Source organism: Lysobacter sp. P5_B12 (assembly GCF_056400425.1).
On record NZ_JBFULG010000005.1, the window covers coordinates 125774 to 149044 of the forward strand.

Consider the following 23271-nt stretch of genomic DNA (forward strand, 5'->3'; position numbering starts at 1 on the left):
GCCAGATCCTCGATTCCAAAGCCACTCAAGCCCAAAATTTCGTCGCGACCAACATGGCCACCGCGGCGGCGGCCGTACCGGCGAGCACTGCCAACGGCGGCAGGTGCCACACCGCGATCGCCAACAACAAGCCGACGATCACGACCACCCACTTCGCGGCGAGCCCGAGCAACAGGCGCCCCAGCGCCATGCCCGCTCCCTGCACGCCACCTCCGAAGGCGCTCCATGCGGCCACCAGGCCGCCGAGCGTCATCGCACCACCGCCCACCAGCGCACCGAGCGCGGCTTCACGGCCGGACATCAGGCAGGCCAGGGCTGTCGCCAGCGTCACGAGCGCCTGCGTGGCGGCCGTGCGCTGCGCCAGCCGCCGGCCGGCGGCGACGGTGTTCAGCACGCGCGTGATCCGGGGGAGGTGACGGAGGCTGCGGACCTGAAAGGGCTCCGCGAAGCCCCGAAAGTATAAAGCGGTGCCGGACGTGCGGCAACCGCCGGAAGCACCGGAAATCAGGCAGTTAGCCTTCCGAACGCTTCGCCCGCACGGCTCGCGCGAACGATTGGAACCTTTCGCGGGGATGCCGGTCAGTGAGATCGGAGGCTGTCGCTACTTCCTCGTCGGTCCTCGCGGCAGGCTCATCGGAGCCCCGGCGTCTCGTCGCGTCGGGGCTTCGCCTTTCGTGGCGACCCTGCCTTACAACGTCACTTCTTCTTCGGCGCGTAGATGTCCGTCGCCGTCCCTTCGAACACTTCCGCCGCGAAGCCCACCGATTCGCTCAAGGTCGGATGCGGGTGGATCGTCGAACCGATGTCTTCGGCATCGGCGCCCATCTCGATCGCCAGCGCGATCTCGCTGATGAGATCGCCCGCGTGCACGCCGACGATGCCGCCGCCGATCACGCGATGCGTGGCCTGGTCGAAGATCAGTTTGGTGAAGCCTTCGGTGCGGTCGATGCCGATCGCGCGGCCGCTCGCCGCCCACGGGAACTTGCCGACACCGACGTTCAATCCCTTCGCGGCGGCTTCGGCTTCCGTCACGCCGACCCACGCGATTTCCGGATCGGTGTAGGCGACCGAAGGAATCACGCGCGCGACCCACTCGCGCTTCATCCCGCTGGCCACTTCCGCCGCAAGGCGCCCTTCGTGCGCCGCCTTGTGCGCGAGCATCGGGTTTCCGATCAGATCGCCGATCGCGAAAATGTGCGGCACGTTGGTGCGCATCTGGCGATCGACCGGAATGTAGCCGCGATCGGTGACCTGCACGCCTGCGCGCGCGGCGTCGAGCTTGCCGCCGTTCGCGCTGCGGCCGACGGCGACGAGCACGCGATCGAAGGTCTTGCGCTCGGGAATGCTTTCGCCTTCGAACGAGACGTCGATGCCCGCCTTCTTCGCTTCGCTGGCGACGACCTTCGTTTTCAGGTGCACCTTCGCGCCCTGCTTCTTCAGGCGCGCGGCGAGCGGCTTGACCAGGTCGGCGTCGGCGCCCGGCATCAGTTGGTCGAGCAATTCGACGACGGTGACTTCGCTGCCCAGCGCCCGATACACCGTCGCCATTTCCAGGCCGATGATGCCGCCGCCGACGACGAGCAGGGACTTCGGAATGTCGGCCAGCTCCAGCGCATCGGTCGAATCCATGATGCGCTTGTCGGTCCAGTCGAAGCTCGGGAGCTTCACCGGCTGCGAACCGGCCGCGATGATGCAGTACTGGAAACGCAGCAGTTGCGTGCCGCCTTCGCCGGTGATTTCAAGTTCGTTCGGCGAAACGAATTTCGCCGTGCCCTGCACCTGTCGCACCTTGCGCTGCTTCGCCATGCCGGCCAGGCCCTTGGTGAGCTGGCCGACGACCTTGTCCTTGTACTTGCGCAGCGCATCGAGTTCGATCTTCGGTGCACCGAAGGTGATGCCGAAGTCCTTCGCGTGCGCCGCTTCGTCGACGACGGCCGCGGCATGCAACAGCGCCTTGGACGGAATGCAGCCGACGTTGAGGCACACGCCGCCGAGCGCGGCGTAGCGTTCGACGACCACCGCGTCCATGCCGAGGTCGGCCGCGCGGAAGACGGCGTTGTAACCGCCGGGACCCGAACCGATCACGACGATCTGGCATTCGATGTCGGCCTTGCGGCCGGTGGCGGCGGCGGGCGCGGGGCCGGTCGACGGTGCTGCAGGCGACGGCGTCACCGGCGTCGCGTGCGCAGGCGCAGGTGCGGGCGCCGCGGATTGCGCGGGCTTCGGCGCTTCGGCTTTCGCAGGCGCTTCGGCCTTCGCGGGTGCGGGCGCGTCGCTCGCGCCTTCGCTCTCGACGATCGCCACGACGCTGCCTTCCGACAACTTGTCGCCGACCTTCACTTTCAACTCGACGATCTTGCCGGCGACCGAAGCCGGCACTTCCATCGTCGCCTTGTCCGATTCCAGCGTGACCAGGCCCTGGTCGAGCTTCACGGTGTCGCCGACGGCGACGAGCAACTCGATGACCGGAACATCGTCGTAGCCGCCGATGTCGGGAACCTTCACTTCGGTGCGTGCCATGCGCCAATCTCCTCGGTCAGAGCGTCGCGCGACGCAGGTCGCCGAGCAGTTGCGCCAGGAACGCGGTGAAGCGCGCGGCGGCGGCGCCGTCGATCACGCGGTGGTCGTAGCTGAGCGAGAGCGGCAACACCAGGCGCGGCTGGAATTGCTTGCCGTCCCAGACCGGTTTCATCGACGACTTCGACACGCCGAGGATCGCGACTTCCGGCGCGTTGATGATCGGCGTGAACGCCGTGCCGCCGATGCCGCCGAGCGAACTGACCGAGAAACACCCACCGCTCATTTCGGCCGGCGAGAGCTTGCCTTCGCGCGCCTTGCCCGCCAGTTCGGCGGTTTCCTTCGCGATCTGCAGCACGCCCTTCTTGTCGACGTCGCGGATCACGGGCACGACCAGGCCATTGGGCGTATCGGCGGCGAAGCCGATATGGAAGTACTTCTTGAGCGTGAGGTTCTCGCCGCTGGCATCCAGCGATGCGTTGAAGTTCGGGAACTTCTGCAGCGCGACGACGCAGGCCTTCATGATGAAAGCGAGCATCGTGACCTTGAGGCCGGCCTTCTCGTTTTCCTTGTTGATCGAAACGCGCAACGCTTCGAGCTCGGTGATGTCCGCGTCGTCGTGTTGCGTGACGTGCGGGATCATCGCCCAGTTGCGCGAAAGGTTCGCACCGGAAATCTTCTGGATGCGCGTGAGCGGCCGCGTTTCGATCTCGCCGAACTTGGTGAAATCCACGTGCGGCCACGGCAGCAGGTTCAGGCCACCGCCGGCGTGCGCGACACCGGCCGAGGGCGCGGCGCCGCCGGAGAGCGCGCGCTTCACGAACGCCTGCACGTCCTGTTTTTCGATGCGGCCCTTGCGGCCACTGCCCTGCAGTTGCGCCAGGTCCACGCCCAGTTCGCGCGCGAACAGGCGCACGCCGGGACTCGCGTAGGGCACCTTGTCCGGCAACAGGCCATCGGCGTCGAAGGCCACCGGCGGCGAACGCGGCGGCAAGGCTTCGGCATCGATGCCGGGCTTGGTGTCGAGCGTCGACGGCGCGACGGGTTCGACTTTCGTGCCGGTTTCCGCAGCGGGCTTCGTCGCCGGCGGCGGCGCCGTGGGCGCGAGCGGCGTGGGCGCTGTCGCTGCTGCCGCGGGCGCCTTCGGCGCTTCGGTGCTTGCAGCCGGCGCGTCCGTCGCTTCGATCAACGCGACGACGCTGCCTTCGGACAACTTGTCGCCGACCTTGACCTTCAACTCGCGCACCACGCCGGCGAACGGCGCGGGCACTTCCATCGTCGCCTTGTCCGACTCCAGCGTGACCAGTCCCTGGTCGGCTTTCACCGTGTCGCCGACGGCGACGAGCAGTTCGATGACGGGCACGTCGTCGTAACCACCGATGTCGGGGACTTTCGCTTCCTGGGTTCCGGCCATGGGGGACGACTTCCGTGGAGGTTGGCCGTCTATTGTGGCCGTCGCGGGACAACACGCCAACCGTTGCACGCGACACCAAAAAAAACGCCCGCGGGGGAGGCGCGGGCGGCGGGGGAAGCGCCGGTGGGGTCGGCGCGATGCGGGGTGCCGTCAGTGCGCGTCGTGGCGCACCTTCACCTTGGCGTCGATGAGGTCGAGCTTGCTGCCGTCGGGCAGGCGATACGCGAGCGCATTGTCGATGTCGTCCAGCGCTTCCATGCGGCGGCAGAGGCTTTCGGCGCGCACTTCCAGCTGCTTTTCGCGCGGCTGGATGCGGCGCTCGATCTCCTTGTCGAGGTTGTTCATGCGATCGATGCGCGCCTGGTCGCCGCTGAAGGCGGCCGAGATCGCGCCGCCCACGATGTCGCCGATGACCAGGGGCAGCACTTCGGAGATGGCGTGCGTGATGCTGTTGCCGAGTTCGTTGCCGTTGAAACGATTTGCCGCGACCGCGTGTTCCAGGCGCTTGTCGATGTCGGCCCGCGACTTGGCGAGCGCCGCGCGGGTCTCATCGGGATGCGAGCTCAGGCTGGTCGCCACTTCGCCAAGCGCCGTGAAGGCGATGTCCGCCGCGTCGCGACCTATCTGCGCGGCCAGCGGCAGGGTCTCGCGCACGTTCCTTTCGTAATCGGCGACGCGCTGGCTGTCGTCCTTGCTGAGTTCGACCCACTTGTCGTCGATGAACATGCGGCCCTGGCGCATGACGATCGCCTTCGGCGTGCCCGTCTGCTTGGTAAAGATCACCGACTTGTCGGTGACGGTGAGGTCGTAGTCGCTGTCGACATCGCACTGCATGTCCTTCGCTGCCGCAGTGCCGCATGCCATCGCAAGCGACAGTGCAAGGCCGCCATTCACCGCAAGCTTCATGCCACGCATCCGTTCGTCTCCTCGTCGATGGGCACGATCATGCAACCCTCGTGCCGAAACAGCACGTGCCGGTGGGAGGCATGACTGACGTCATGGTGGCGCATGGGACTGCAACCAAGCACGCGGACGGCGCATCTTCCTATCCGTGGCAACCATTCCCCCCTGCCACGGTGCGAGGTCCGTCATGTATTCCGTACAACATGTCCTCTGGCGTGGCGTGATGGCGCTCAGCCTGCTTGTCGTCGGCGGTGTCGGTGCCGGCGTGTCCCCGCAGTCCACGCCCGCCGCCCATGACCAGTACGCTTGCCAGGATGCCGCCTACGTCTTCCATGGCGTGCGCGGTGCGATGAAGTCCGAGGTCGCGATCGACATGCAACAGCCGTTGCAGGTCTTCGACACGATCGTGGTCAAGGGCATTCCGCCGAAGCCCGAAAAGGCGTGATGACGATGTCGCGCGACGCCGTGCGTCGCGCACGAAGCTGAACGCTCGCGTCATCCAGTTGCAAACGCGGTGAAATTCCGCCGCCGATGCGAACGCCGCACCCGTCGTGGTTCATGCAGGCCCCGCAAGGATGGCCTCGCCCCATCTCCCCGGGGCCAAGAACACAACGCGGAGAAATGCATGCGCAAGACTTATCGAGCCCTCGCCATCGCCGCCGCACTCGCGGCCACGCCGATGGCATTCGCCCAGGACAACACGTCGACGACCGATGCCACCACGCCGCGCCACTTCAGCGTGGTGGGTGGTTACGCGCACATGGTGCCCAAGTCGAATCCCGGCACGATCGCCGGCCAATCGGCCGACCTGGATGGCAATGGCGCCGCGACGCTGAGTGGCGCGTGGCACGTGGACGAGCACTGGGCGGTCGAGCTGTGGGGCACGCCCGACAAGATCAAGACCGACGTGAACCTCGCCAACGGTGGCCGTGGTTCGTTCAAGCAGCAGCCCATCGCGGTGAGTGGGCAGTATCACTTCGGCCAGACCTCGCAACCCATCCGCCCCTTCGTGGGCCTGGGCTACTACGAATCGAACATCGACGATGAGCGCTTCGATCCGACGGTCGCCGGCGGCAACCATGTCGGCCTGGATACGCCGAAGGGCCCGATCGCGACGGTCGGCGCGGATTTCAACATCACCGATCGGGTGTTCGCGCGCGCCGATGCGCGTTACCTGAAGGGCAACGCGGAGTCGAATGTCGGCGGCGTGCCCGCGGGTGAGATCGACGTGGATCCGTGGGTCGTCGGCGTCGGCGTCGGCGCGCGGTTCTGAGTCGACAGGGCCCCTCTTTCGAGAGGGGCCCCTTTTTTCAGGGGTGCTCGGCTTCGGCGTGCACCTTCTCGCGACGCAACAGGTACAGGCCACTCCCGATGATGATCGCCGCGCCGATCCACGTCACCGAGTCGGGCAACACGCCCCAGAACGCGAGATCCAGGCACACGCCCCACACCAGCGCGGTGTATTCGAGCGGCGCGATCAGCGAGGCCTCGCCCCATTTGAAGGCGAGCGTGATCGCGTACTGGCCGAATGCGCCGGCGACGCCGAGGCCTGCGATCAATGGCCAATGTTCGCGCTGGATCGGGACCCAGTCGGGAAAGGCGAGCGCGCCTGCGCCGATGGCCATCATCGCGAGCAGCCACACCATCATCGCCTGCACCGTATCGCTCTTCGCGAGCAAGCGCACGGTGATCGCCGAGATCGCGTAGCACAGCGCCGACAACAACACGGCCATGCCCGCCAGGCTCAACACGCCCTGCCCCGTCGGGCGCAGGACGACGAGGACGCCGACCAGGCCGATGCCGATCGCGATCCAACGCCGCGGCCCCACGCGTTCCTTGAGGAAGGGCACCGACAACGCGGTGATCAACAGGGGGGCGACGAAGAAGATCGAATAGGTCGTCGACAGCGGCAAGGATTTCAGCGCGTAGACGAAGGCCACCATCATCACGATGCCGAGCACGCCGCGCAGCAGGTGCAACGACCAGCGCACGCGAATCAGGGGCAACACCCCGCCCGTTGCCAAGGCCCATGCGAGCACGAGCGGAAGCGATGCCAGCCCGCGCACGGCCGCGACCTGGAAGGGCGGGTAATGCGCCGAGAGCATCTTCAGCGCCGAATCCATCAGCGCGAACATGGCGACGGCGATGAGCATCAGGCCGATCGCGCGCAACTGGCGGCGGCGATCCGAATGGGTGTAGGCGTCCATCGCGCAAGCTTGGGGCAAGGCCGGGTCCCGCGCCACCCTGCACGCGCCGCCCACGCGCCGCGCGGCAGCCTGCAGCCGTGCCCGAAGGTCCTTCCATCGTCATCCTGCGCGAAGAAGCGGCGTCCTTCGTCGGCAGGAAAGTGCTGCGCGTGGGCGGCAACACGCGCCTGCTGGACGCGCAACGCATGCGCAACCAGACCGTGCGCGACGTCTGCAGCTGGGGCAAGCACTTCCTGATCGCGTTCCCCGGCTTCGCGCTGCGCGTGCATTTCATGCTCTTCGGCAGCTATCGCATCGACGAGGACAAGCCGAACGCCTCGCCGCGTTTGACGCTGGGTTTCGCGAAGGGCCGCGAACTGAACTTCTACGCGTGCTCGCTGAAATACATCGAAGGCCCGCTCGACGACACTTACGACTGGAGCGTGGACGTCATGGCCGACGCGTGGAATCCGCGCGCGGCACGCAAACGCCTGCTGGCGCACCCCGATGCGCTCGTCGCCGATGCCCTGCTCGACCAGCACGTGTTCTCGGGCGTGGGCAACATCATCAAGAACGAAGTGCTGCACCGCATCCGCGTGCATCCCGAAAGCACCGTCGGCGCCCTGCCCTCGCGCAAGCTCGGCGAAATGATCAAGCAGGCCCGCGAGTACAGCTTCGATTTCCTGGAATGGAAGAAGGCCTACGTCTTGCGCAAGCACTGGCAGGTGCATGCGAAGAAGACCTGCCCGCGCGATGGCACGCCGCTGACGTACCGAAAGCACCTCGGCCGTGCGCAACGCCGCGCCTTCTGGTGCGAGACCTGCCAGGTGCTTTACCGGTAATCTTGCGCGATGAACGTTTCCGACGATCCCATTGCCGACACCCAACGCTGGCTCGAGCGCGCCGTCATCGGCCTCAACCTGTGTCCGTTCGCGAAGGCCGTGCATGCGAAGGGCCAGATCCGCTGGGTCCTGAGCGACGCCTCGACGCCGCAAGCTCTGCTCGCCGAACTGGGCGAAGAACTCGCCTTGCTGCGCGACGCCGATCCCGAAGCCGTCGACACGACCCTCATCGTGCATCCGCAGGTATTGCAGGACTTCGTGGATTACAACGATTTCCTCGGCGACGCCGACGCGCTCGTCGAAGCGATGGACCTGGACGGCGTGCTACAGGTGGCGAGCTTCCATCCGCAGTACCAGTTCGCCGACAGCGGCCCCGACGACATCGAGAACTACACGAATCGCTCGCCGTATCCCACCTTGCATCTGTTGCGCGAAGACAGCGTTTCGCGCGCGGTGGAAGCCTTCCCCGATCCGGACGTGATCATCGAGCGGAACGTGGAAACCTTGCGCAAGTTGGGGCGCGAGGGCTGGGAGAAGCTCTAGACGAGGGTGCGTGCGCGTTCTTCGTCTTCCACCAGGCGCCATTCGCCCGGGGGCAGGTCGCCCAGCGTCAAACTGCCGATCGCGCTGCGATGCAAGGCGTCGACGTGGTTGCCCACCGCCGCGAACATCCGCCGCACCTGGTGATAGCGCCCCTCGGTCAACACGACGCTCGCGTGGCGCGCATCGTGGACTTCGAGCGACGCCGGCTTGAGCGGTGTGTCTTCCGATTCCAGCATCAGCGTGCCGCTGGCGAAAATGGCCGCTTCGTCGCCGCGCAAGTCCTGCGCGAGCGTGGCTTCGTAACGCTTCGGCAAGTGCGCCTTCGGCGAGACGATGCGATGCAGCAGCGCGCCATCGTCGGTCATCAGCAGCAGCCCGCTGGTGTCGCGATCCAGGCGGCCGACGGTCGACAGCAAGGGGACGCGCAGGCGGAAACGCGGCGGCAGGAGGTCGTAGACGATGCGGCCCTTGTCTTTCGTCGAGCACGTGTAACCAACGGGCTTGTTGAGCATGAGCAGCAGGCCGGCGGGCGGATCGAGCGGCTCGCCGTCGACGCGGATCGCGTCGTGCGCGACCTGGTCGTCGGCGTACAGCACCTCGCCATCGGCGTCGGTGATGCGCCCTTCGCGGAACATCCACTGCACTTCCTTGCGGCTGCCGTAGCCGAGGTTGGCGATGTGCTTGACCAGCTTCATGCGCGCACCGCCTCGAGCACCTTGAAGCCGCCTGCGTCGGCGAGCACGCGCACCTGCGCGAAGCGCTCGCCGAGGACGGCCTCGTACGGCAGATGGCGATTGGCGACCATCAGCAGGCGCCCGCGTGCACGCAATGCCTGCGCGGAGACGTCGATGAAGCGACGCCCGAGGTCCGGCCGGTCCGCGCGCGATTGCGCATGGAAGGGCGGATTCATCACGATGAAGTCGTATTGTTTGGGCAGGCCCTGGGTGACGTCGTGCCAATGGAATTCGACGTTGGCGCGTCCAGTGAGGTTCTGTCGCGCGAGCGCGAGTGCGCGTGCTTCGGCTTCGTAGAGATCGATCGCACGGACATTCGGGCAGCGCGCGAGCACATCCATCGCGAGCACGCCGATGCCTGCGCCGAGGTCGGCGCCTTCGCCCGCCAGGTCCGTCGGCAAATGCTGCATCAACAGCGCGGAGGCTTTGTCGATGCGATCCCACGCGAACACGCCCGGCCGGCTCAACAGCGTGTCGCCGGCGACGAAGCGCGGGGCATCGAGCACGCGCCATTCTTCGAGCAGCGCAGGATCCGTCGTGCGCGCCGCCGTCCAGAACACGCGGCAGTGATTCTTCGACAGCACGTTGACCTGGCCGGCAAGCCGCGCGAGATCCGCCTGCCCCGTCTTCGCGCCTTCATCGTTCGGCATGCAGGCCAGGACGATGCCCGAATCGCCCGCATGCACGATCGCACGCGCCAACAACGCACGCGCTTCGTCGCGTTGGCGCGGCGGAAGCACGAGCACCAGCGGAAACGTGCCTTCGATGTCTTCGCCCTGCGTTTCGATGCCCGAGCGCTGCAGCGCATCGAACGCGGGCTTGTAGCTTTGCTCGGCGACCAGGCCCGGGAGCGGACGCGCATGCAGCGGCCAGCCATCGCGCGCGCGCAGGAACAGCGCGCCGCCCGTGGCCGGCCAAGTGAGCGCGCCGGTGGCGAAGGGATGGAACAGGGTTTCGAGCGCGGCGTCGGCGTCGCGCGGACCGGGAGATGTCGACATGCCGCCAGTTTACGCGGCGTGCGCGGCCTGTTCGCGATGACGACGCATGGTATCGGTCAGCCAGGTCACGCCGATGCAGGCGCCGAGCGCCAGGGCCCAGTTCACGGCGACGGCCGAATCCAGCTGCAGGAACGACGCCGTCGGCGCGATCCAGCTCGGTCCCCAGACCGCAACGACCACGGCGCCGCCCAGGCCGAAGATGCCGACCGCGCCGCGCAGGAGGCTGCTTTCCAGCGTGCCGGCCCGCGCCGCCTTCACGAGTTCGGTTTCCGGCGCGCGTGCGTTGGCTTCGGCGCGTCGTGCGACCTGCGCGGCGAAGTCGTCGGGCAGCATGTCGGGCAGCGGCGAACGCAATGCGTCGGCGACTTTGCGGTAGTGCATCGCGAGCGGATCGGTGGACGGCAGGCCATCGCGCGCATCGCGCATCGCGCGTTCCTGCGCCTGCCATTCGCGCTCGTCGAATCCATTGCGCGGGTCGTTGTGATTGGTGTTCATGCGGCGACTCCCATGCGTCCTTCCAACACCTGGCGAAGGCGTTGGCGACTGCGGAACAGGTGACTCTTGATGGTGCCCTCGGCGAGGCCCGTCAATTCGGCGATCTCGCCGATCGGCATCTCGTCCAGGTGATACAGCGTGAGCAGCGTGCGCTGCAAGGGCGGCAGTGTTTCGATTGCCGCGTGGAGGCAGCGTGCGGATTCGGCGTCGGCGACCGAGCCTTCGAGGTCGAAGTGGTCGCCCACGTTTTCCAGCAGCGACTGATGTTCATCGGCGTCGGCCGCATCCTGCAGGGGGATGCGCTTGCGCTCCAGGTGCCGCTTGGCGACCGAATACGCGACCTGGCCGATCCATGCCTGCAACGAACTCTCGCCGCGATATTGGTGCAGATAGCGATGCACGCGCAGGAACGCGTCCTGGCAGAGTTCGCGCGTGTCGTCGGGCTGGCGGACCATGCGCTGGATCACGTGGAAGCACAGCCCCTGATATTGCTTGACCAGGCGCTCGAATGCGCCCGGCGCCTGCGCGAGCACGTCCGCCACCAGGGCGCGATCGGCTTCCCGGTCGGGCCCTTCGGCGGGCGGGGTCGCGATTGCGGGCGCAGGGTGTTCCAGGGGTCGGCCTCCATCCATGCCTGTTCCAGATACGCCCGACGGGGCATCGGTTGCAACCCGGCACCGGCGACGAGCGGTCGCGCCGGGTGCAACCGGTCCCGCGCCACCGGTATCTCCTGCTCCGTCACCCCACTCACGCCCGAACCCGACCCACCCGGAGCCACCCATGGAACTCGAAGTCCTCATTCCCATCAGCTTCTTCATCGCCGTCGCGTACGTCATCAAGGTGATCGTCGATGCACGGACGCGCCGCTCGCTGATCGGCGCCGGCGGGTCGGAAGAACTCGTCCGTTCGATCATGGTGGGCGAGCAGGCCCGCCAGAAGCACAGTTCGCTGCGCTGGGGCGTCACGCTGCTGGCCATCGGCGCGGGCTTCGGCCTGATCGAAGCCGGCGGTTGGGACCACGTCACGCCGGGCGTGATCGCGGTGCTCGCCGTCGCCACCGGCGCAGGCAACCTGGCGTATTACTTCCTGACCCGCCGCGCGCAGACGGTCTGATCCGCGGCCAAAGGCCCTACTCCTCTCCTGCTTGCAGGGGAGGAGTTTTCCGTTTGTTACGACTGCGATAACGCCGGTTTGATCCGATGTCCACGGCCGCTGGACCAGCATGGGGATCGAACATCTGAGCGGGAGCAGCGCATGCGAGCACTCTTCGTGGGTGGCACGGTCGACAATGCAGAACTCGATCTGGACGGCAATTCACCGCCGAAGCACTACCCCGAGAACACCGGCGCGGGCCAATCGCGCTACAACCTGCACCACGTCGGGCAACGCAGCGGCGGCGAGATCGCCTACGCGGTGTATGCAGCGCCGGATCTTGCGTCATCGGAAGTCACGCGCGTCGCCACCGAACGCGATTACGCGCGCAGGTTCGAGGCAGAACCGCAGGAAGTCGCCTGAATTCTTCGACAGTGCGTGGCGCTACGGCGCCACGCGCCAAACGGTGTTGCCGACATCGTCGGCCACCAGCAACGCACCATCCCTCGCCATCGCCACGCCCACCGGGCGCCCGCGTGCGTTGCCCTGCGCATCGAGGAAACCGGTGAGCACGTCCTGTTCCGTGGCAGCGGGTTTTCCGCCGGAGAAGGGCACGAAGATCACCTTGTAGCCACTGGGCGGATCGCGATTCCATGAGCCATGCAAACCGATGAAGGCGCCCTTGCGCCACCCGGCCGGCATCTTCGTGCCCGAGGAGAACGCAAGCCCGAGCGAGGCCACGTGCGGGCCGAGCGCGTAATCCGGCGCGATCGCCTTTGCGACCATGTCGGGGCGTTCGGGTTGCACGCGCGTGTCGACGTGCGCGCCGTAGTAGCTCCACGGCCATCCGTAGAACGCGCCCTCCTTCACCGAGGTCAGGTAATCCGGCACCAGGTCGTTGCCCAGCTCGTCGCGTTCGTTCACCACGGCGTACAGCACCTTCGAACTCGGTTCGAATGCGATGCCGACCGGATTGCGCAGCCCGCTGGCGAACACGCGCGATGCGCCCGTGTCCGCATCGATTTCCAGGATCGCCGCGCGGTTGTCTTCGATATCCATGCCGTTTTCCGCGGCGTTGCTGTTGGAACCCACGCCGACATAAAACTTCGAACCATCCGCCGTGGCGACCAGGCTCTTGGTCCAATGATGGTTGCGCGGCGCGCCGGGCAACTGGACGAGGATTTCCGGCGCCGTCGTGATCTGCGTGTCGCCGGTCTTGTACGGCACCCACACCAGCGCGTCTGCGTTGGCGATGTATAGGCGGTCGCCGACCAATGCCATGCCGAAGGGCGAGAACAGGTTCGCCACGAGCGTCGTTTTCGTTTCCGCGACACCGTCGCCGTCGCCATCGCGCAGCAGCGAAATGCGATTGGGGCTTGGCACGGCGGCGCCGGCTTTCTCGAACGCATTGTTCATGAAGGCGGCGCGGATCGGATTCTTCGGTTCGTCGGGCGTCGGCGGCCGATTGGTTTCTGCGACGAGGACGTCGCCATTCGGCAGCACGTACAACCAGCGCGGATGGACCAGGCCCGTCGCGAATGCCTTGACCTGCATGCCGTTCGCGGCCGTCGGCATCTCGCCGGCTTTCCAGCCTGTCGCGGGCGCGATCTTCACCGTGGGCAACAAGGCGTGCTCGGGCTCGGCCAGGGGCGGCGCGGCGCCGCTGACACTTTCGGGTGCGATCTTCGAGGTGGGTGCGCAGGACGCGAGGAAGCCAGCCGCGACGCACGTCGCCATGAGTGTGGATGCAAGTCCGATTCGCATGAGCGCAGCCTGCAACGCCCTGCGTGAGTGCCATGTGCCGGATCGGCGAATGGGGAATGAACACAGCGTTCGCAGGCTTGAACCTCTATTGCCAGTGCAGTTCGACGCCCACCGTCGCGCCGCGTCCGGGCGCGGGCTCGTAATAACGGCGATTGGCTTCGTTGACGATCACCGAGCCGGCGTAGCTCCGGTCGCCCAGGTTGTCGAGCGCGAGGAACACGCGGCCATGCGCGAATCCATAGCCCACGCTCGCATCGAAGACGGCGTAGGACGGCGCGGACTCGTCGCCGAAATTGTTGACCGGCACGGCATCGACGTACACGCCTTCCACGCGCGCATGCCAGCCGTTGCCGACGTCGCCCCAACGCACCGCGGCCTGCGCCTGCGTGCGCGGAATGCCGGGGATGCGCGTCCCGGCGGCGATCGGCAGCGTGGGCACGGTGCACGGTGCGGCGGTGCAGGCGAGGAAGCCGTCGACGAAAGTCGCATCCAGCCAGGTCACCGCGAACTCTGCCGTCCACGCATCGGCAAGTGGCAGCGCGCCGGAGAGTTCGAGCCCGGTGCGGCGTGCGCGCCCCGCGTTCTGGAACGTCGTGCGACCGCCCGCGCTCGTGCCGACGGTGAGTTCGTCGTCCGTGCGCGCCTGGAACAGCGCGAGTTCGGTGCGCATGCGTCCGCGCGAGATCTTCATTCCCGCTTCGGCGCTGCGCGTGCTCGCGGCCCGCAACGCGAAGTTGAGGCCGCTGCCGCCGTCGCTGCGGTACTGGAGTTCGTTGAACGTAGGGGTTTCGAAGCCTTCGCCGTACGCTGCGTAGAACTGCAGCGCATCGCTCGCGCGCCAGCGCACGCCCAATACCGGCGACGTCGCCGAATAGGTGACGCGCCCGCTGTCATCCGGATTGCCGGGGCGAATGTAATGATCTTCGGAGCGGAACCGCACGCGGCTATGGCGCGCACCGGCATTCACCTGCCACGCATCGCTCGGCGTCCACGTGGCCTGCAGATACGGATCGAGCGCATCGACGCGATCCACCTGGTCGGCACGCAACGCCCCGCGCACGCCGAGCGTGTCGCCGATGAAGTTCTCGTAGCCGCGACGATCCTGCCGCATCGCGTCGTAGGACACGCCGCCCGTCAGGGTCCATGCAGCACCAAGGTTGCCGGTCCAATGCGCATCCACGCCCGCGTACGGCGAATGCAGGTCGACCACGCCGCCGTTGCTCAGCGGATTGGCTTGCGTGCCGACGGGGATCGCGAGGAATTGTTCGACTTCGCGCCGTCCTGCATACAGCGTCGCGGCAAACGCACCGTGCGCGACAACCGCACCGAGTTGGCGTTGCGAAACCGACTTGCGCGTATCGAAAGCCAGGGCCTGCGGCGATGCTTGCGTCGGATCGACAAGGAACTGCCTGCGATCCAGACCCAGCGGATCCTGCGTGTTTGGTGCATCGAGCGTATCGAGGACGAGCGTCGCGGTCGTCGCTGCATGTTCGAGTCGCAGCTTCCCATGCAACAGATTGCGTTCTGCCGCCGAGGGCGCGCGAAAGCCGTCGGTGTGGAAGTGCTGCGCGCCGATCAGCCCGCCCACCGTTTCACCCGCGCCCTGGACGAAGAGCGACAGGCGCCGCGACGCATCCGGACCCACGTTCGCACCCGCATCGATCGCCGTCGGTCCTTCCGGATTCGCAGTGAACACCTGGATCACGCCGCCGGCCGCATTGCCGTAGAGCACGGAGAACGGACCGCGCAACACTTCGATGCGGTCGGCGAACGCGAGCGGCAGATGCGAGACCTGCCCCTGCCCGTCCGGCATCGTCGCGGGCACGCCGTCGATCGACAGCCGCACGCCGCGGATGCCGAAGCTCGCGCGCGTACCGAACCCGCGGATCGAAATCTGTTCGTCCTGTGCGTAGTTGTGCCGGTCGCGCGCGAGCAAACCTGGAACGCTGGTCAGTCGTTCGGACAGGGCTGCACCGAGTCCATCGGTGCGGCCGTCGTCGCGATCGATCACGCTCACCGACGCCGGCACATCGCGCGCGGCGGCAGGCGCATGCGTGGCGGTGACTTGCACGCGATCGAGTTCGACCGGTGCGGTCTGCGCGCACGCCATGGCAGGCACCAGGCTCGCGAGCGCGATGAACGGTCTGGAAGCGGACATGTCGACGATGGTGGCATGCCCGCGTGACGCGCCCGTGGATCAGGCGGGCATGGGCGTTTCCACTTCCGGGCCACGCGCGGCGACGCCCGACAACACGTCTGCCACCGGCGCCGCCTGCCCGATGAGATAGCCCTGCGCATAACGCACGCCCATCTCGCGCAGGCGCTGCAATTGGTCGTGCGTCTCGACGCCTTCCATCACCACGTAAGCATCGATCGCGTGCGCCATCACGACGATCGCCTCGACGATCGCCATCGCGCGCTGCGAATCGAACATGTGGCGCGCGAAGGCCTGGTCGATCTTCACGAATTCGAAGTCGAGCCGGTGCAGGTGGGTCAGGTTCGAATAGCCCGTGCCGAAATCGTCGAGCGCGAAGGGAATCCCGTGCGAACGACAGTGCTGCATCACCGCGGCGACGGGCGCGTAATCGAGCATGCGACTTTCGGTGACTTCGAGCTTCAGCGTGCCGGCCGGCAATTGCGCGCGTTCGACACGCTGCACGATCTGGCGCGCCATGCCCGGTTCGACGAGTTGCCGCGCCGAGAGATTCACCGCGATGCTCGGCAGCGGCGAGACGCCGGCCTCGCGCAGGGCGACGAGCACTTCGATCACGCGATCCAGGACATATTCGCCCACGGGCACGATCAGCGAGGTCTCTTCGGCCAGCTTGATGAATTCGGCCGGCGAAACCGGGCCGCGATCCGGCAGTTGCCAGCGCACGAGCGCCTCGTATCCGCGCACCTGGCCTTCGAGGATGTCGAAGATGGGCTGGTAGCGGACTTCGAGCGTCTGTGTGTCCAGCGCATCGCGCAGGCGCGCTTCGAGGCGGATCTTGTCGAGGCCGGCGCGTTCTTCGTTCGACTCGGTCGCGAGGTCTTCGGCGGGCAGGGCCACATCCTGCGGCAATGCGGCGAGGATGCTGCGCGTGCGGCGCAACAGGCTCAGCACCAGGGTGCGGACGATCGGGTCGCCGCCGTCGAGGCGTTCGAGGAATTGGTCGTGGTCGATCGCCAGCAGCGTGGTGTCGCTGCGTGCCGTCGCCGTCGCGCTGCGCGGCTGGCCGTCGAGCATGCCGAGCTCGCCGATCAATTCGCCGGGCCCCAGGGTGCCGTGCAGCGTGGTGCGGCGGCCTTGCTCGGAGTGGAGTTCGATGGCGCCGCGTTCGATCAGCCAGGCGCAATCGGATGGGTCGCCCTGGCGATACAGGACTTCGCCCGCGAACAGTTCGCGGATCACGGTGCTCATGCCTCTTCCCCCTGTGGAAGACATGATGGATGTTGGCCGGGTATACGCAGTTCGGTGCGCAACCCGGCCGCCATCCGCGCGACCGCTTACTTCACGTAGGTATTGGTACCGACCTGCACGCGGATCTTCTTCGGCGCGTCCGTCGTTCCGTCGGCGTGCGTGATCGTGAGCGTGTAGATGCCCACGGGCATGCGCTCGAAGAAGTACTTGCCGTCTTCGGTCATCGTTTGTTCGCGCTTGGTGCCGATGTCGGTGTTCTCGATGCGCACGACATCGCCGGACTTCGCACGGCCCCAGAGGCCGCCGCCGGAGTGCTGCGCGTAGGCGGTCGAGACGAACAGGCCGAACGCCGCGACTGCGACGAAACACCGATGGAGGATCTTGCTCATGACGTTCTCCCGAGTTTGGGGGGGGGTGGGTGGCGCGTTTACTTGATGCGGGCGGTCACGCCGGCATTAACCGTGGCGCCCTTGGCGGGATCGGCCGAACCGTCGGCGTGCTTGACGACGATCTCGTAGGAACCGATCGGCACCCGGCGGACCATCCACTTGCCGGTGTCGGCTTCGACCTGGATCTCGCGGTGGAAGCCGGTGCCCACGCCCGACACTTCGATGGTGTCGCCGGGCTTGGCGTTGCCCATCAGGTTTCCGGAAGACTGTTGCGCGTGCGCAGCGAAGGCGAGGAAAGAGAATGCCGCGACGGCGAAGATCGAACGCTTCATGGTGAATTCGTGCTCGTGCAGTGGGTTTTCGAACGCGAATTCTAGGGATCGCGCTACAACCGGGGCCCGTGCCGGAGGTCACCGGGCCCTTGCACAGTTCACATACCGTTCGCTTCGAATGGCAGTTGCGCGAACGTGGTGCCTTGCGCTACGGCATCGGCACCCAAGCGGTGCTCGGCGAAGGTGAATCCGCCCTCGTCCACCAGCAACACCGTGCTGCAGCGCGTGCCATAACGCGCGCCGCGCACGAACGGCGGCGACAGCAGGCGCTCCATTTCCAGGCCGACGCCCGTGTCCGGCAAACGCGCGTCCGGCGCGGGCGTCGTATCGGCGAGCGCGGAAAACAAGGGCGCGAGCGCGGCTTCGTCGACGTGGTCGGGGGCCTGCGCGAGCCAGCGCTCCAAGGCCTGCGTCGCGCGACCGCTCTTCGGCCACGGCGCATCGAAGGCGCCATTGGACATCGCGTGGAAGCCCTCGCCCACCGCATGCGTTTCGAATCGCGGATGGTTGGTGGCGAAGTGCAACGCATCGCCGTCCCAGCACAACAGGTTGAATCGGCCGTATTCGCTGGCCGCATCGGCGAGCGATGCGGTGTAGCGATCCGCGGCGGTATCGCCCGTGGCGAAGCCGCGCACCAGGGCACCACGCGAACGCGGCGCGGCTTCCGGATTCAAACCGGCGCGCACGTTCGTCACCGCGGTGAAACGCCGGCGCGTGGAAGCGAGCAACCAGCTTCCGCCTGCCTCGAGGTCGCGGCCACCGAACACTTGCGGGAAATCGGGATCGGGGGCGGCCGGCGCAGTGGGACGCCCGTGGAATTCGTCGCGGTTGGCGATCACCGCGAGTTTCCAGCGCGGGTGTGCGCGAAATCCGACGGCGATCAGGCACATCAGCCGGCGGCCTCGAGTTCGCGCTGGCGCTCCTGCTGCTGCAGCTTCCACATCTGCGCGTAATGGCCCTGCGTCGCGACGAGCGCGGCATGCGTGCCGCGTTCGATGATGCGCCCGGCATCCATCACCAGGATCTCGTCGGCGTTCATCACCGTCGACAGGCGATGGGCAATCGTCAGCGTGGTGCGGCCCAACGCGATGCGGTCCAATTCGCCCTGGATCGCCTGCTCCGAGCGCGAATCGAGCGCCGAAGTGGCTTCGTCGAAGATCAGGATGGCGGGATTCTTCAACAAGGCGCGCGCGATGGCGACGCGCTGCTTTTCGCCGCCCGACAACTTCAGGCCGCGCTCGCCGACTTCGGTCTGGTAACCGTCGGGCAAACCGGCGATGAGGTCGTGGATGTGCGCGGCGCGCGCGGCGTGTTCGACTTCCTCGCGCGTGGCGCCGGGACGGCCGTACTCGATGTTGTAGTAGATCGTGTCGTTGAACAGCACCGTGTCCTGCGGGACGATCGCGATGGTCGCGCGCACCGATTGCTGCGTGTAGTCGCGCACGTCGTGCGCGGCGCCGGTTGCATCGGTGATCGTGATGCGGCCGCCGTCGACGTCGTAGAAGCGGTACAGCAGGCGCGCAAGCGTCGACTTGCCCGAGCCCGAATGGCCGACCACCGCGACGGTCGCGCCGGGCCGGATGGTGAAATCGACGTCGCGGAGGATCTGCCGGCGCACGTCGTAGGCGAAGCGCACGTTCTCGAAGCGCACCTCCGGCTGCGTGGCATGCAGCGCCACCGAGCCGGGGCGATCCTGCACGTCCTGGCGCTCGTCGAGCAGCCCGAACAGGCGCTCGAGGTTGGTCATCGCCTGCTTCACTTCGCGATACATCATGCCGAGCATGTTCAGCGGCGCCGACAACTGCAGCAGGTAGGCGTTGACCAGCACGAGATCGCCGACCGTCATGTGGCCGGCGACGACGCCCGCCGCCGCGCGCCACATCATCGCCGACACGCCGAGTGCGACGATCGCCGTCTGCCCGAGGTTGAGCACCGCCAGCGTCTTGCGGCTCATGACCGACGCGTTCTCCAGGTGCTGGAGGTTTTCGTCGTAGCGGCGCGCCTCGTGGTCTTCGTTACCGAAGTACTTGACGGTTTCGTAGTTGAGCAGCGAATCCACCGCGCGCTCGTTGGCCTTGGTGTCGGCTTCCACGGCGGCGCGGTAGTAGCGCGTGCGCCATTCGGTGATCGACACTGTGAACAGGATGTAGGCGACCAGCGTGATGCCGGTGATCGCGACGAAGCCCCAGTCGTAGGCCCACGCCAGCACGGCCGAGACCATGATGATTTCCAGCGCCGTCGGGATGATCGTGTAGATCGTCCAGTCGAGCAGGTCGGAGATCGCGGTGCCGCCGCGTTCGACGTCGCGCGCCACGCCGCCGGTCCGGCGCGCCAGATGAAAGCGCAACGACAGCGCGTGCAGGTGGCGGAACACCTGGAGCGTCACGCGGCGCGAGATGCGCGCCATCACGCGCGCGAAAACGACCTGGCGCAATTCGGTGAACAAGGTGACCGACACACGCGAAGCGCCGTAGGCGAGCAGCAGCGCGACCGGCAACACGAGCAGTGTCGGCGCCACGTTGAGCGCATCGACGATCTTCTTCAGCACCAGCGGGACGACGAGGTTGGCCAGCTTGCCGAGCACGACCAGCAGCAGCGCGAACCCGATGCGGCCCGCGAACGGCCGCAGGAAGGGGAGCAGGGAACGCAGCACCTGCCAGTCGGCGCGCGCGCCCTTGGCCCGCGCGACCGGGGCGCTGCCGGCCACGGTGTCGGGCGCGGCGAGGATTTCGTCGGGCGTGGGGATGGGCGCGGGTTGCGCCTGAGCTTGCTCGTCGGGGGTGGGCATGGGCATTCACATGGAGGCGCGATGGACAGGATGCAACGCCAGCGGCGATCCTGCGCGGATGTCTGTGTACGTGGACGACGCGGTGACCCTCTGGCGCGACCGGCGCTGGGCGCACCTGATGGCCGACACCCTCGACGAGCTGCACGCGATGGCGGCCGCGATCGGGCTGCCGCGCCGCGCGTTCCAGGACAAGACCAGCGGCGCGCACTACGACGTGGATGCCGACATGCGCGAGGTGGCCTTGCGGCTGGGGGCGATCCCGATCTCCCGCCACGACGACCGCGCACTGGTCCGCCGGGTCATTGCGCGCGCCAAGGCGCAGGGCCGCCACGAGGCACCGTAGAATGCGCGCTCCACCGATCCACGCCCCGAGCACGCCATGACCGACACGCCTCCCGACCGCCTCTCCAACGATCCGAGCAGCAAGTTCTACGACGAGCAGGCGCTCGAGCGCGGCATCGGCATCAAGTTCAACGGCACCGAGCGCACCAATGTCGAGGAGTACTGCATCAGCGAAGGTTGGGTGCGCGTGCCGGTGGGCAAGTCGCTGGACCGTCGCGGCCAGCCGATGACGATGAAGGTGAAGGGCACGGTCGAAGCGTGGTTCCGCATGGCCGAGGGTGAGCAGGACGACCAGGCGTGAAGATCGCGCGCAGGTGACTCCCGGAAACGGGGTGACCGTGACGCGCATCCGGTTCGCATCGACCGCGGATTCGTAAACTCCGCGGTCCAAGGGGACGCAACAAGACAGGGGAAGACCGCCGCGCAATGCGGCGGGCCGTACGCATGCTCAATGAAACGCAAGCCCGCGAATACATGCACAAGTTGCTCGCGGCAATGGCCAAGGCCGGTGGTTCCGACCTCTTCATCTCCCACGATTTCCCGCCCAGCATGAAGGCGCACGGCGCGATGACGCCGCTGACGCAGCAGAAGCTGACCGGCGAAGTCACCGCCGTACTCGCACACGCGCTGATGAACGAGAAACAGCGCGCGGAGTTCGCACAGGAAATGGAGTGCAACTTCGCGATCGCCGTGCCCGGCGTCTCGCGATTCCGCGTGAACGTCTTCGTGCAGCAAGGCCACGTCGGCCTGGTCTGCCGCACGATCGCGGCGGAGATCCCGAACTTCGAGAAGCTGCGCCTGCCCGAGGTCCTCAAGGACGTCGTGATGGAGAAGCGCGGCCTGGCGCTCGTCGTCGGCGGCACGGGCTCGGGCAAGTCGACGTCGCTGGCCGCGATGATCGACCACCGTAACCGCACGCAGGCCGGCCACATCATCACGGTCGAGGATCCGGTCGAATACGCGCACACCTCGCAGAAATCGCTGGTGACGCACCGCGAAGTCGGCGTCGACACCCATTCGTGGCACCACGCGCTGAAGAACACGCTGCGCCAGGCGCCCGACGTCATCCTCGTCGGCGAAATCCGCGACGCCGAAACGATGGAACACGCCATCGCCTTCGCCGAAACCGGCCACCTGTGCCTGTCCACGCTGCACGCCAACAGCGCGTCGCAGACGATGGAACGCATCATCAACTTCTTCCCCGAAGAACGCCGCACGCAGTTGCTGATGGACCTGTCGGCCAACCTGCGCGCGATCGTGTCCCAGCGCCTGGTGCGCACCGAGGACGGCAAGGGCCGCGTGGCCGCGATCGAGATCCTGCTCAACACGCCGACCATCGCCGAGAAGATCTTCAAGGGCGAGTTCAACGAGCTCAAGGGCATCATGAACAAGTCGCGCGAGCTCGGCATGCGCACGTTCGACTGGGCCCTGTTCGAGCTATACAACGAAGGGCAGATCGCCTACGAAGAAGCGATCCGCAACGCCGACTCGGCCAACGAGCTGCGCCTGAACATCAAGCTCAAGAGCCGTCGCGGCGAACCGGCGTCGGTGGCGGGATCCTCCTTCGAGCTCAAGCACGAGCCCAACGCGCAGGAGGTCGAGATGTTGCGTCGCGAGGAACTGCGCAAGCAGCAGGACAAGCGCGACCAGCTCGAACTCGAACGCCTGCAGGCGCTCAAGCGCCAGTCGCAGGACGCGCAGAAGGCGGCCAATGGCTGACCGGTACGGGGGCCTGCGCTAGGATCGGCATCCGTCCCCCGCGCAGAGCCCCCGCATGCAATACCTGCTGCTCGTCTACGCCGATCCCGCGCTGCTCCATGCGCTGCCCGACGGCCAGTACGACACGATGATGAAAGGCTGCCTGGAACACGCCGACGACCTCCAGCGCGCGGGCAAACTCATCGCGTTCTCGCAACTCGAAGATGTCGGAACCGCACGTTCGGTGCGCATCCGCGACGGCAAGACGCGCGTGAGCGACGGCCCGTTCGCGGAAACCAAGGAACTGCTGGGCGGATTCAACCTGGTCGAAGCCGACAGCATCGAGGACGCCATCCGCATGGCCGCGCAACTCCCGTGGGCGGCGACCGGCTGCATCGAAGTCCGCCCGGTGCGCAACATCGCGGCGGTGCGCAAGCAAGTCGGCGCCTGAAACCAACGCGATGCCGAACAACCACAAACTCCGCCGCTTCCGGAAAGTCGCCGCACGCCGGCAACAACACCGCTGCCATTACTGCGAGGCCCCGATGTGGTCGAAGAACCCCTGGGCCTTCGCCGAACAACACGGCCTGCGCCTGGAAGACTGCGTCCACTTCCAGTGCACCGCCGAACATGTGGTCGCACGCCGAGATGGCGGCGCTGAAGTGCGCAACATCGTCGCGGCGTGCAGGCATTGCAACTTGGCGCGGCATGAGAGCGAAACGCCGCTCCCTGCAGACGTCTACCGGGAACGGGTCCAAAAGGACGTCGCCGAATCGCGATGGTTCACGACGGCGTTGCTGCGGAACGCTGCCGGCAGCGCATGAAAAAAGC

Annotated in this window: 27 protein-coding genes; 11 read left to right on the forward strand and 16 right to left on the reverse strand. The window is 66.8% G+C overall.

Translation table 11 applies throughout. The features are described from left to right. Window positions 1-25: 25 nt before the first annotated feature. The 4 genes from AC1DOM_RS09875 to AC1DOM_RS09890 all read right to left on the reverse strand — a co-directional run bounded on the left by AC1DOM_RS09875 (window position 26) and on the right by AC1DOM_RS09890 (window position 4846). Window positions 26-394, reverse strand: coding sequence for a hypothetical protein (locus tag AC1DOM_RS09875; protein WP_498962738.1), 369 nt, complete (start codon window positions 392-394; stop codon window positions 26-28). Between the two features lie 302 nt (window positions 395-696). Beyond that, the gene (gene lpdA / locus AC1DOM_RS09880; protein ID WP_498962740.1) at window positions 697-2520 is read right to left on the reverse strand and encodes a dihydrolipoyl dehydrogenase; all 1824 of its coding nucleotides are present in this window, start codon (window positions 2518-2520) and stop codon (window positions 697-699) included. 16 nt (window positions 2521-2536) lie between these two features. Next, entirely contained in the window at window positions 2537-3931 is a 1395-nt protein-coding gene (locus AC1DOM_RS09885; RefSeq protein ID WP_498962742.1) for a dihydrolipoyllysine-residue acetyltransferase, read from the reverse strand. 150 nt (window positions 3932-4081) lie between these two features. Next, window positions 4082-4846: a DUF2884 family protein gene (locus AC1DOM_RS09890; RefSeq protein ID WP_498962744.1), complete on the reverse strand. Its 765-nt coding sequence runs from the start codon at window positions 4844-4846 to the stop codon at window positions 4082-4084. A 175-nt stretch (window positions 4847-5021) separates the two neighbouring features. Here AC1DOM_RS09890 and AC1DOM_RS09895 point away from each other — a divergent pair, with 175 nt between their 5' ends. Next, window positions 5022-5279: a hypothetical protein gene (locus AC1DOM_RS09895; protein ID WP_498962746.1), complete on the forward strand. Its 258-nt coding sequence runs from the start codon at window positions 5022-5024 to the stop codon at window positions 5277-5279. 180 nt (window positions 5280-5459) lie between these two features. After that, a complete protein-coding gene (locus AC1DOM_RS09900; protein WP_498962748.1) occupies window positions 5460-6107 on the forward strand; it encodes an OmpW/AlkL family protein in 648 nt (215 codons plus the stop codon). A gap of 37 nt (window positions 6108-6144) precedes the next feature. On the opposite strand, the gene AC1DOM_RS09905 is transcribed toward AC1DOM_RS09900, so the two are convergent. Further along, window positions 6145-7041: a DMT family transporter gene (locus AC1DOM_RS09905; RefSeq protein WP_498962749.1), complete on the reverse strand. Its 897-nt coding sequence runs from the start codon at window positions 7039-7041 to the stop codon at window positions 6145-6147. Window positions 7042-7118: 77 nt separating this feature from the next. On the opposite strand from AC1DOM_RS09905, the gene AC1DOM_RS09910 reads away from it, so the two are divergent. Next, complete coding sequence (locus AC1DOM_RS09910; RefSeq protein ID WP_498962751.1) at window positions 7119-7862, forward strand: DNA-formamidopyrimidine glycosylase family protein; 744 nt, start codon at window positions 7119-7121, stop codon at window positions 7860-7862. 9 nt (window positions 7863-7871) lie between these two features. Further along, a complete protein-coding gene (locus AC1DOM_RS09915) occupies window positions 7872-8405 on the forward strand; it encodes a DUF1415 domain-containing protein (RefSeq protein WP_498962753.1) in 534 nt (177 codons plus the stop codon). On the opposite strand, the gene AC1DOM_RS09920 is transcribed toward AC1DOM_RS09915, so the two are convergent. Genes AC1DOM_RS09920 through AC1DOM_RS09935 form a run of 4 tightly spaced genes read right to left on the reverse strand, consistent with a single transcriptional unit; the run spans window position 8402 to window position 11264 of the window. Continuing rightward, the gene (locus tag AC1DOM_RS09920) at window positions 8402-9100 is read right to left on the reverse strand and encodes a pseudouridine synthase (protein WP_498962755.1); all 699 of its coding nucleotides are present in this window, start codon (window positions 9098-9100) and stop codon (window positions 8402-8404) included. The genes AC1DOM_RS09915 and AC1DOM_RS09920 overlap by 4 nt on opposite strands. Beyond that, window positions 9097-10137: a class I SAM-dependent methyltransferase gene (locus AC1DOM_RS09925; protein WP_498962757.1), complete on the reverse strand. Its 1041-nt coding sequence runs from the start codon at window positions 10135-10137 to the stop codon at window positions 9097-9099. The genes AC1DOM_RS09920 and AC1DOM_RS09925 overlap by 4 nt, the downstream gene beginning before the upstream one ends. Window positions 10138-10146: 9 nt before the next feature. Further along, the gene (locus AC1DOM_RS09930; RefSeq protein WP_498962759.1) at window positions 10147-10632 is read right to left on the reverse strand and encodes a hypothetical protein; all 486 of its coding nucleotides are present in this window, start codon (window positions 10630-10632) and stop codon (window positions 10147-10149) included. Then, a complete protein-coding gene (locus AC1DOM_RS09935; RefSeq protein ID WP_498962761.1) occupies window positions 10629-11264 on the reverse strand; it encodes an RNA polymerase sigma factor in 636 nt (211 codons plus the stop codon). The genes AC1DOM_RS09930 and AC1DOM_RS09935 overlap by 4 nt, the downstream gene beginning before the upstream one ends. A gap of 148 nt (window positions 11265-11412) precedes the next feature. Between AC1DOM_RS09935 and AC1DOM_RS09940 the strand changes: the two genes are divergently transcribed. Further along, a complete protein-coding gene (locus AC1DOM_RS09940; RefSeq protein ID WP_498962763.1) occupies window positions 11413-11745 on the forward strand; it encodes a hypothetical protein in 333 nt (110 codons plus the stop codon). 141 nt (window positions 11746-11886) lie between these two features. Then, window positions 11887-12147, forward strand: a complete 261-nt coding sequence (locus tag AC1DOM_RS09945) for a hypothetical protein (protein ID WP_498962765.1) — start codon at window positions 11887-11889, stop codon at window positions 12145-12147. A 21-nt stretch (window positions 12148-12168) separates the two neighbouring features. Here AC1DOM_RS09945 and AC1DOM_RS09950 read toward each other — a convergent pair whose 3' ends face one another. The 7 genes from AC1DOM_RS09950 to AC1DOM_RS09980 all read right to left on the reverse strand — a co-directional run bounded on the left by AC1DOM_RS09950 (window position 12169) and on the right by AC1DOM_RS09980 (window position 20400). Continuing rightward, window positions 12169-13488 carry a PQQ-dependent sugar dehydrogenase gene (locus AC1DOM_RS09950; RefSeq protein WP_498962768.1) on the reverse strand — a complete coding sequence of 440 codons (1320 nt, stop codon included), beginning with the start codon at window positions 13486-13488 and terminating at the stop codon, window positions 12169-12171. A gap of 85 nt (window positions 13489-13573) precedes the next feature. Further along, on the reverse strand, window positions 13574-15646 hold the full coding sequence (locus AC1DOM_RS09955; RefSeq protein WP_498962770.1) for a TonB-dependent receptor domain-containing protein: 2073 nt from the start codon (window positions 15644-15646) through the stop codon (window positions 13574-13576). 39 nt (window positions 15647-15685) lie between these two features. Next, window positions 15686-16891 carry an EAL domain-containing protein gene (locus AC1DOM_RS09960; protein WP_498962772.1) on the reverse strand — a complete coding sequence of 402 codons (1206 nt, stop codon included), beginning with the start codon at window positions 16889-16891 and terminating at the stop codon, window positions 15686-15688. 86 nt (window positions 16892-16977) lie between these two features. Continuing rightward, entirely contained in the window at window positions 16978-17280 is a 303-nt protein-coding gene (locus AC1DOM_RS09965; RefSeq protein ID WP_498962774.1) for a carboxypeptidase-like regulatory domain-containing protein, read from the reverse strand. A gap of 38 nt (window positions 17281-17318) precedes the next feature. Next, a complete protein-coding gene (locus AC1DOM_RS09970) occupies window positions 17319-17612 on the reverse strand; it encodes a hypothetical protein (RefSeq protein ID WP_498962776.1) in 294 nt (97 codons plus the stop codon). A 98-nt stretch (window positions 17613-17710) separates the two neighbouring features. After that, a complete protein-coding gene (locus AC1DOM_RS09975; protein ID WP_498962778.1) occupies window positions 17711-18502 on the reverse strand; it encodes an NRDE family protein in 792 nt (263 codons plus the stop codon). Further along, window positions 18502-20400, reverse strand: coding sequence for an ABCB family ABC transporter ATP-binding protein/permease (locus AC1DOM_RS09980; protein ID WP_498962780.1), 1899 nt, complete (start codon window positions 20398-20400; stop codon window positions 18502-18504). Before AC1DOM_RS09980 ends, AC1DOM_RS09975 begins: the two co-directional genes overlap by 1 nt. A 58-nt stretch (window positions 20401-20458) precedes the next feature. On the opposite strand from AC1DOM_RS09980, the gene AC1DOM_RS09985 reads away from it, so the two are divergent. The 5 genes from AC1DOM_RS09985 to AC1DOM_RS10005 all read left to right on the forward strand — a co-directional run bounded on the left by AC1DOM_RS09985 (window position 20459) and on the right by AC1DOM_RS10005 (window position 23264). After that, window positions 20459-20743, forward strand: a complete 285-nt coding sequence (locus tag AC1DOM_RS09985) for a DUF4031 domain-containing protein (RefSeq protein WP_498962782.1) — start codon at window positions 20459-20461, stop codon at window positions 20741-20743. A 36-nt stretch (window positions 20744-20779) separates the two neighbouring features. Beyond that, window positions 20780-21043 carry a DUF3297 family protein gene (locus tag AC1DOM_RS09990; RefSeq protein WP_498962784.1) on the forward strand — a complete coding sequence of 88 codons (264 nt, stop codon included), beginning with the start codon at window positions 20780-20782 and terminating at the stop codon, window positions 21041-21043. Between the two features lie 143 nt (window positions 21044-21186). Next, window positions 21187-22461, forward strand: a complete 1275-nt coding sequence (locus tag AC1DOM_RS09995) for a PilT/PilU family type 4a pilus ATPase (RefSeq protein WP_498962786.1) — start codon at window positions 21187-21189, stop codon at window positions 22459-22461. 55 nt (window positions 22462-22516) lie between these two features. Next, on the forward strand, window positions 22517-22891 hold the full coding sequence (locus AC1DOM_RS10000) for a YciI family protein (RefSeq protein WP_498962788.1): 375 nt from the start codon (window positions 22517-22519) through the stop codon (window positions 22889-22891). Between the two features lie 10 nt (window positions 22892-22901). Further along, on the forward strand, window positions 22902-23264 hold the full coding sequence (locus AC1DOM_RS10005; protein WP_498962790.1) for an HNH endonuclease: 363 nt from the start codon (window positions 22902-22904) through the stop codon (window positions 23262-23264). The last annotated feature ends 7 nt before the right edge of the window (window positions 23265-23271 follow it).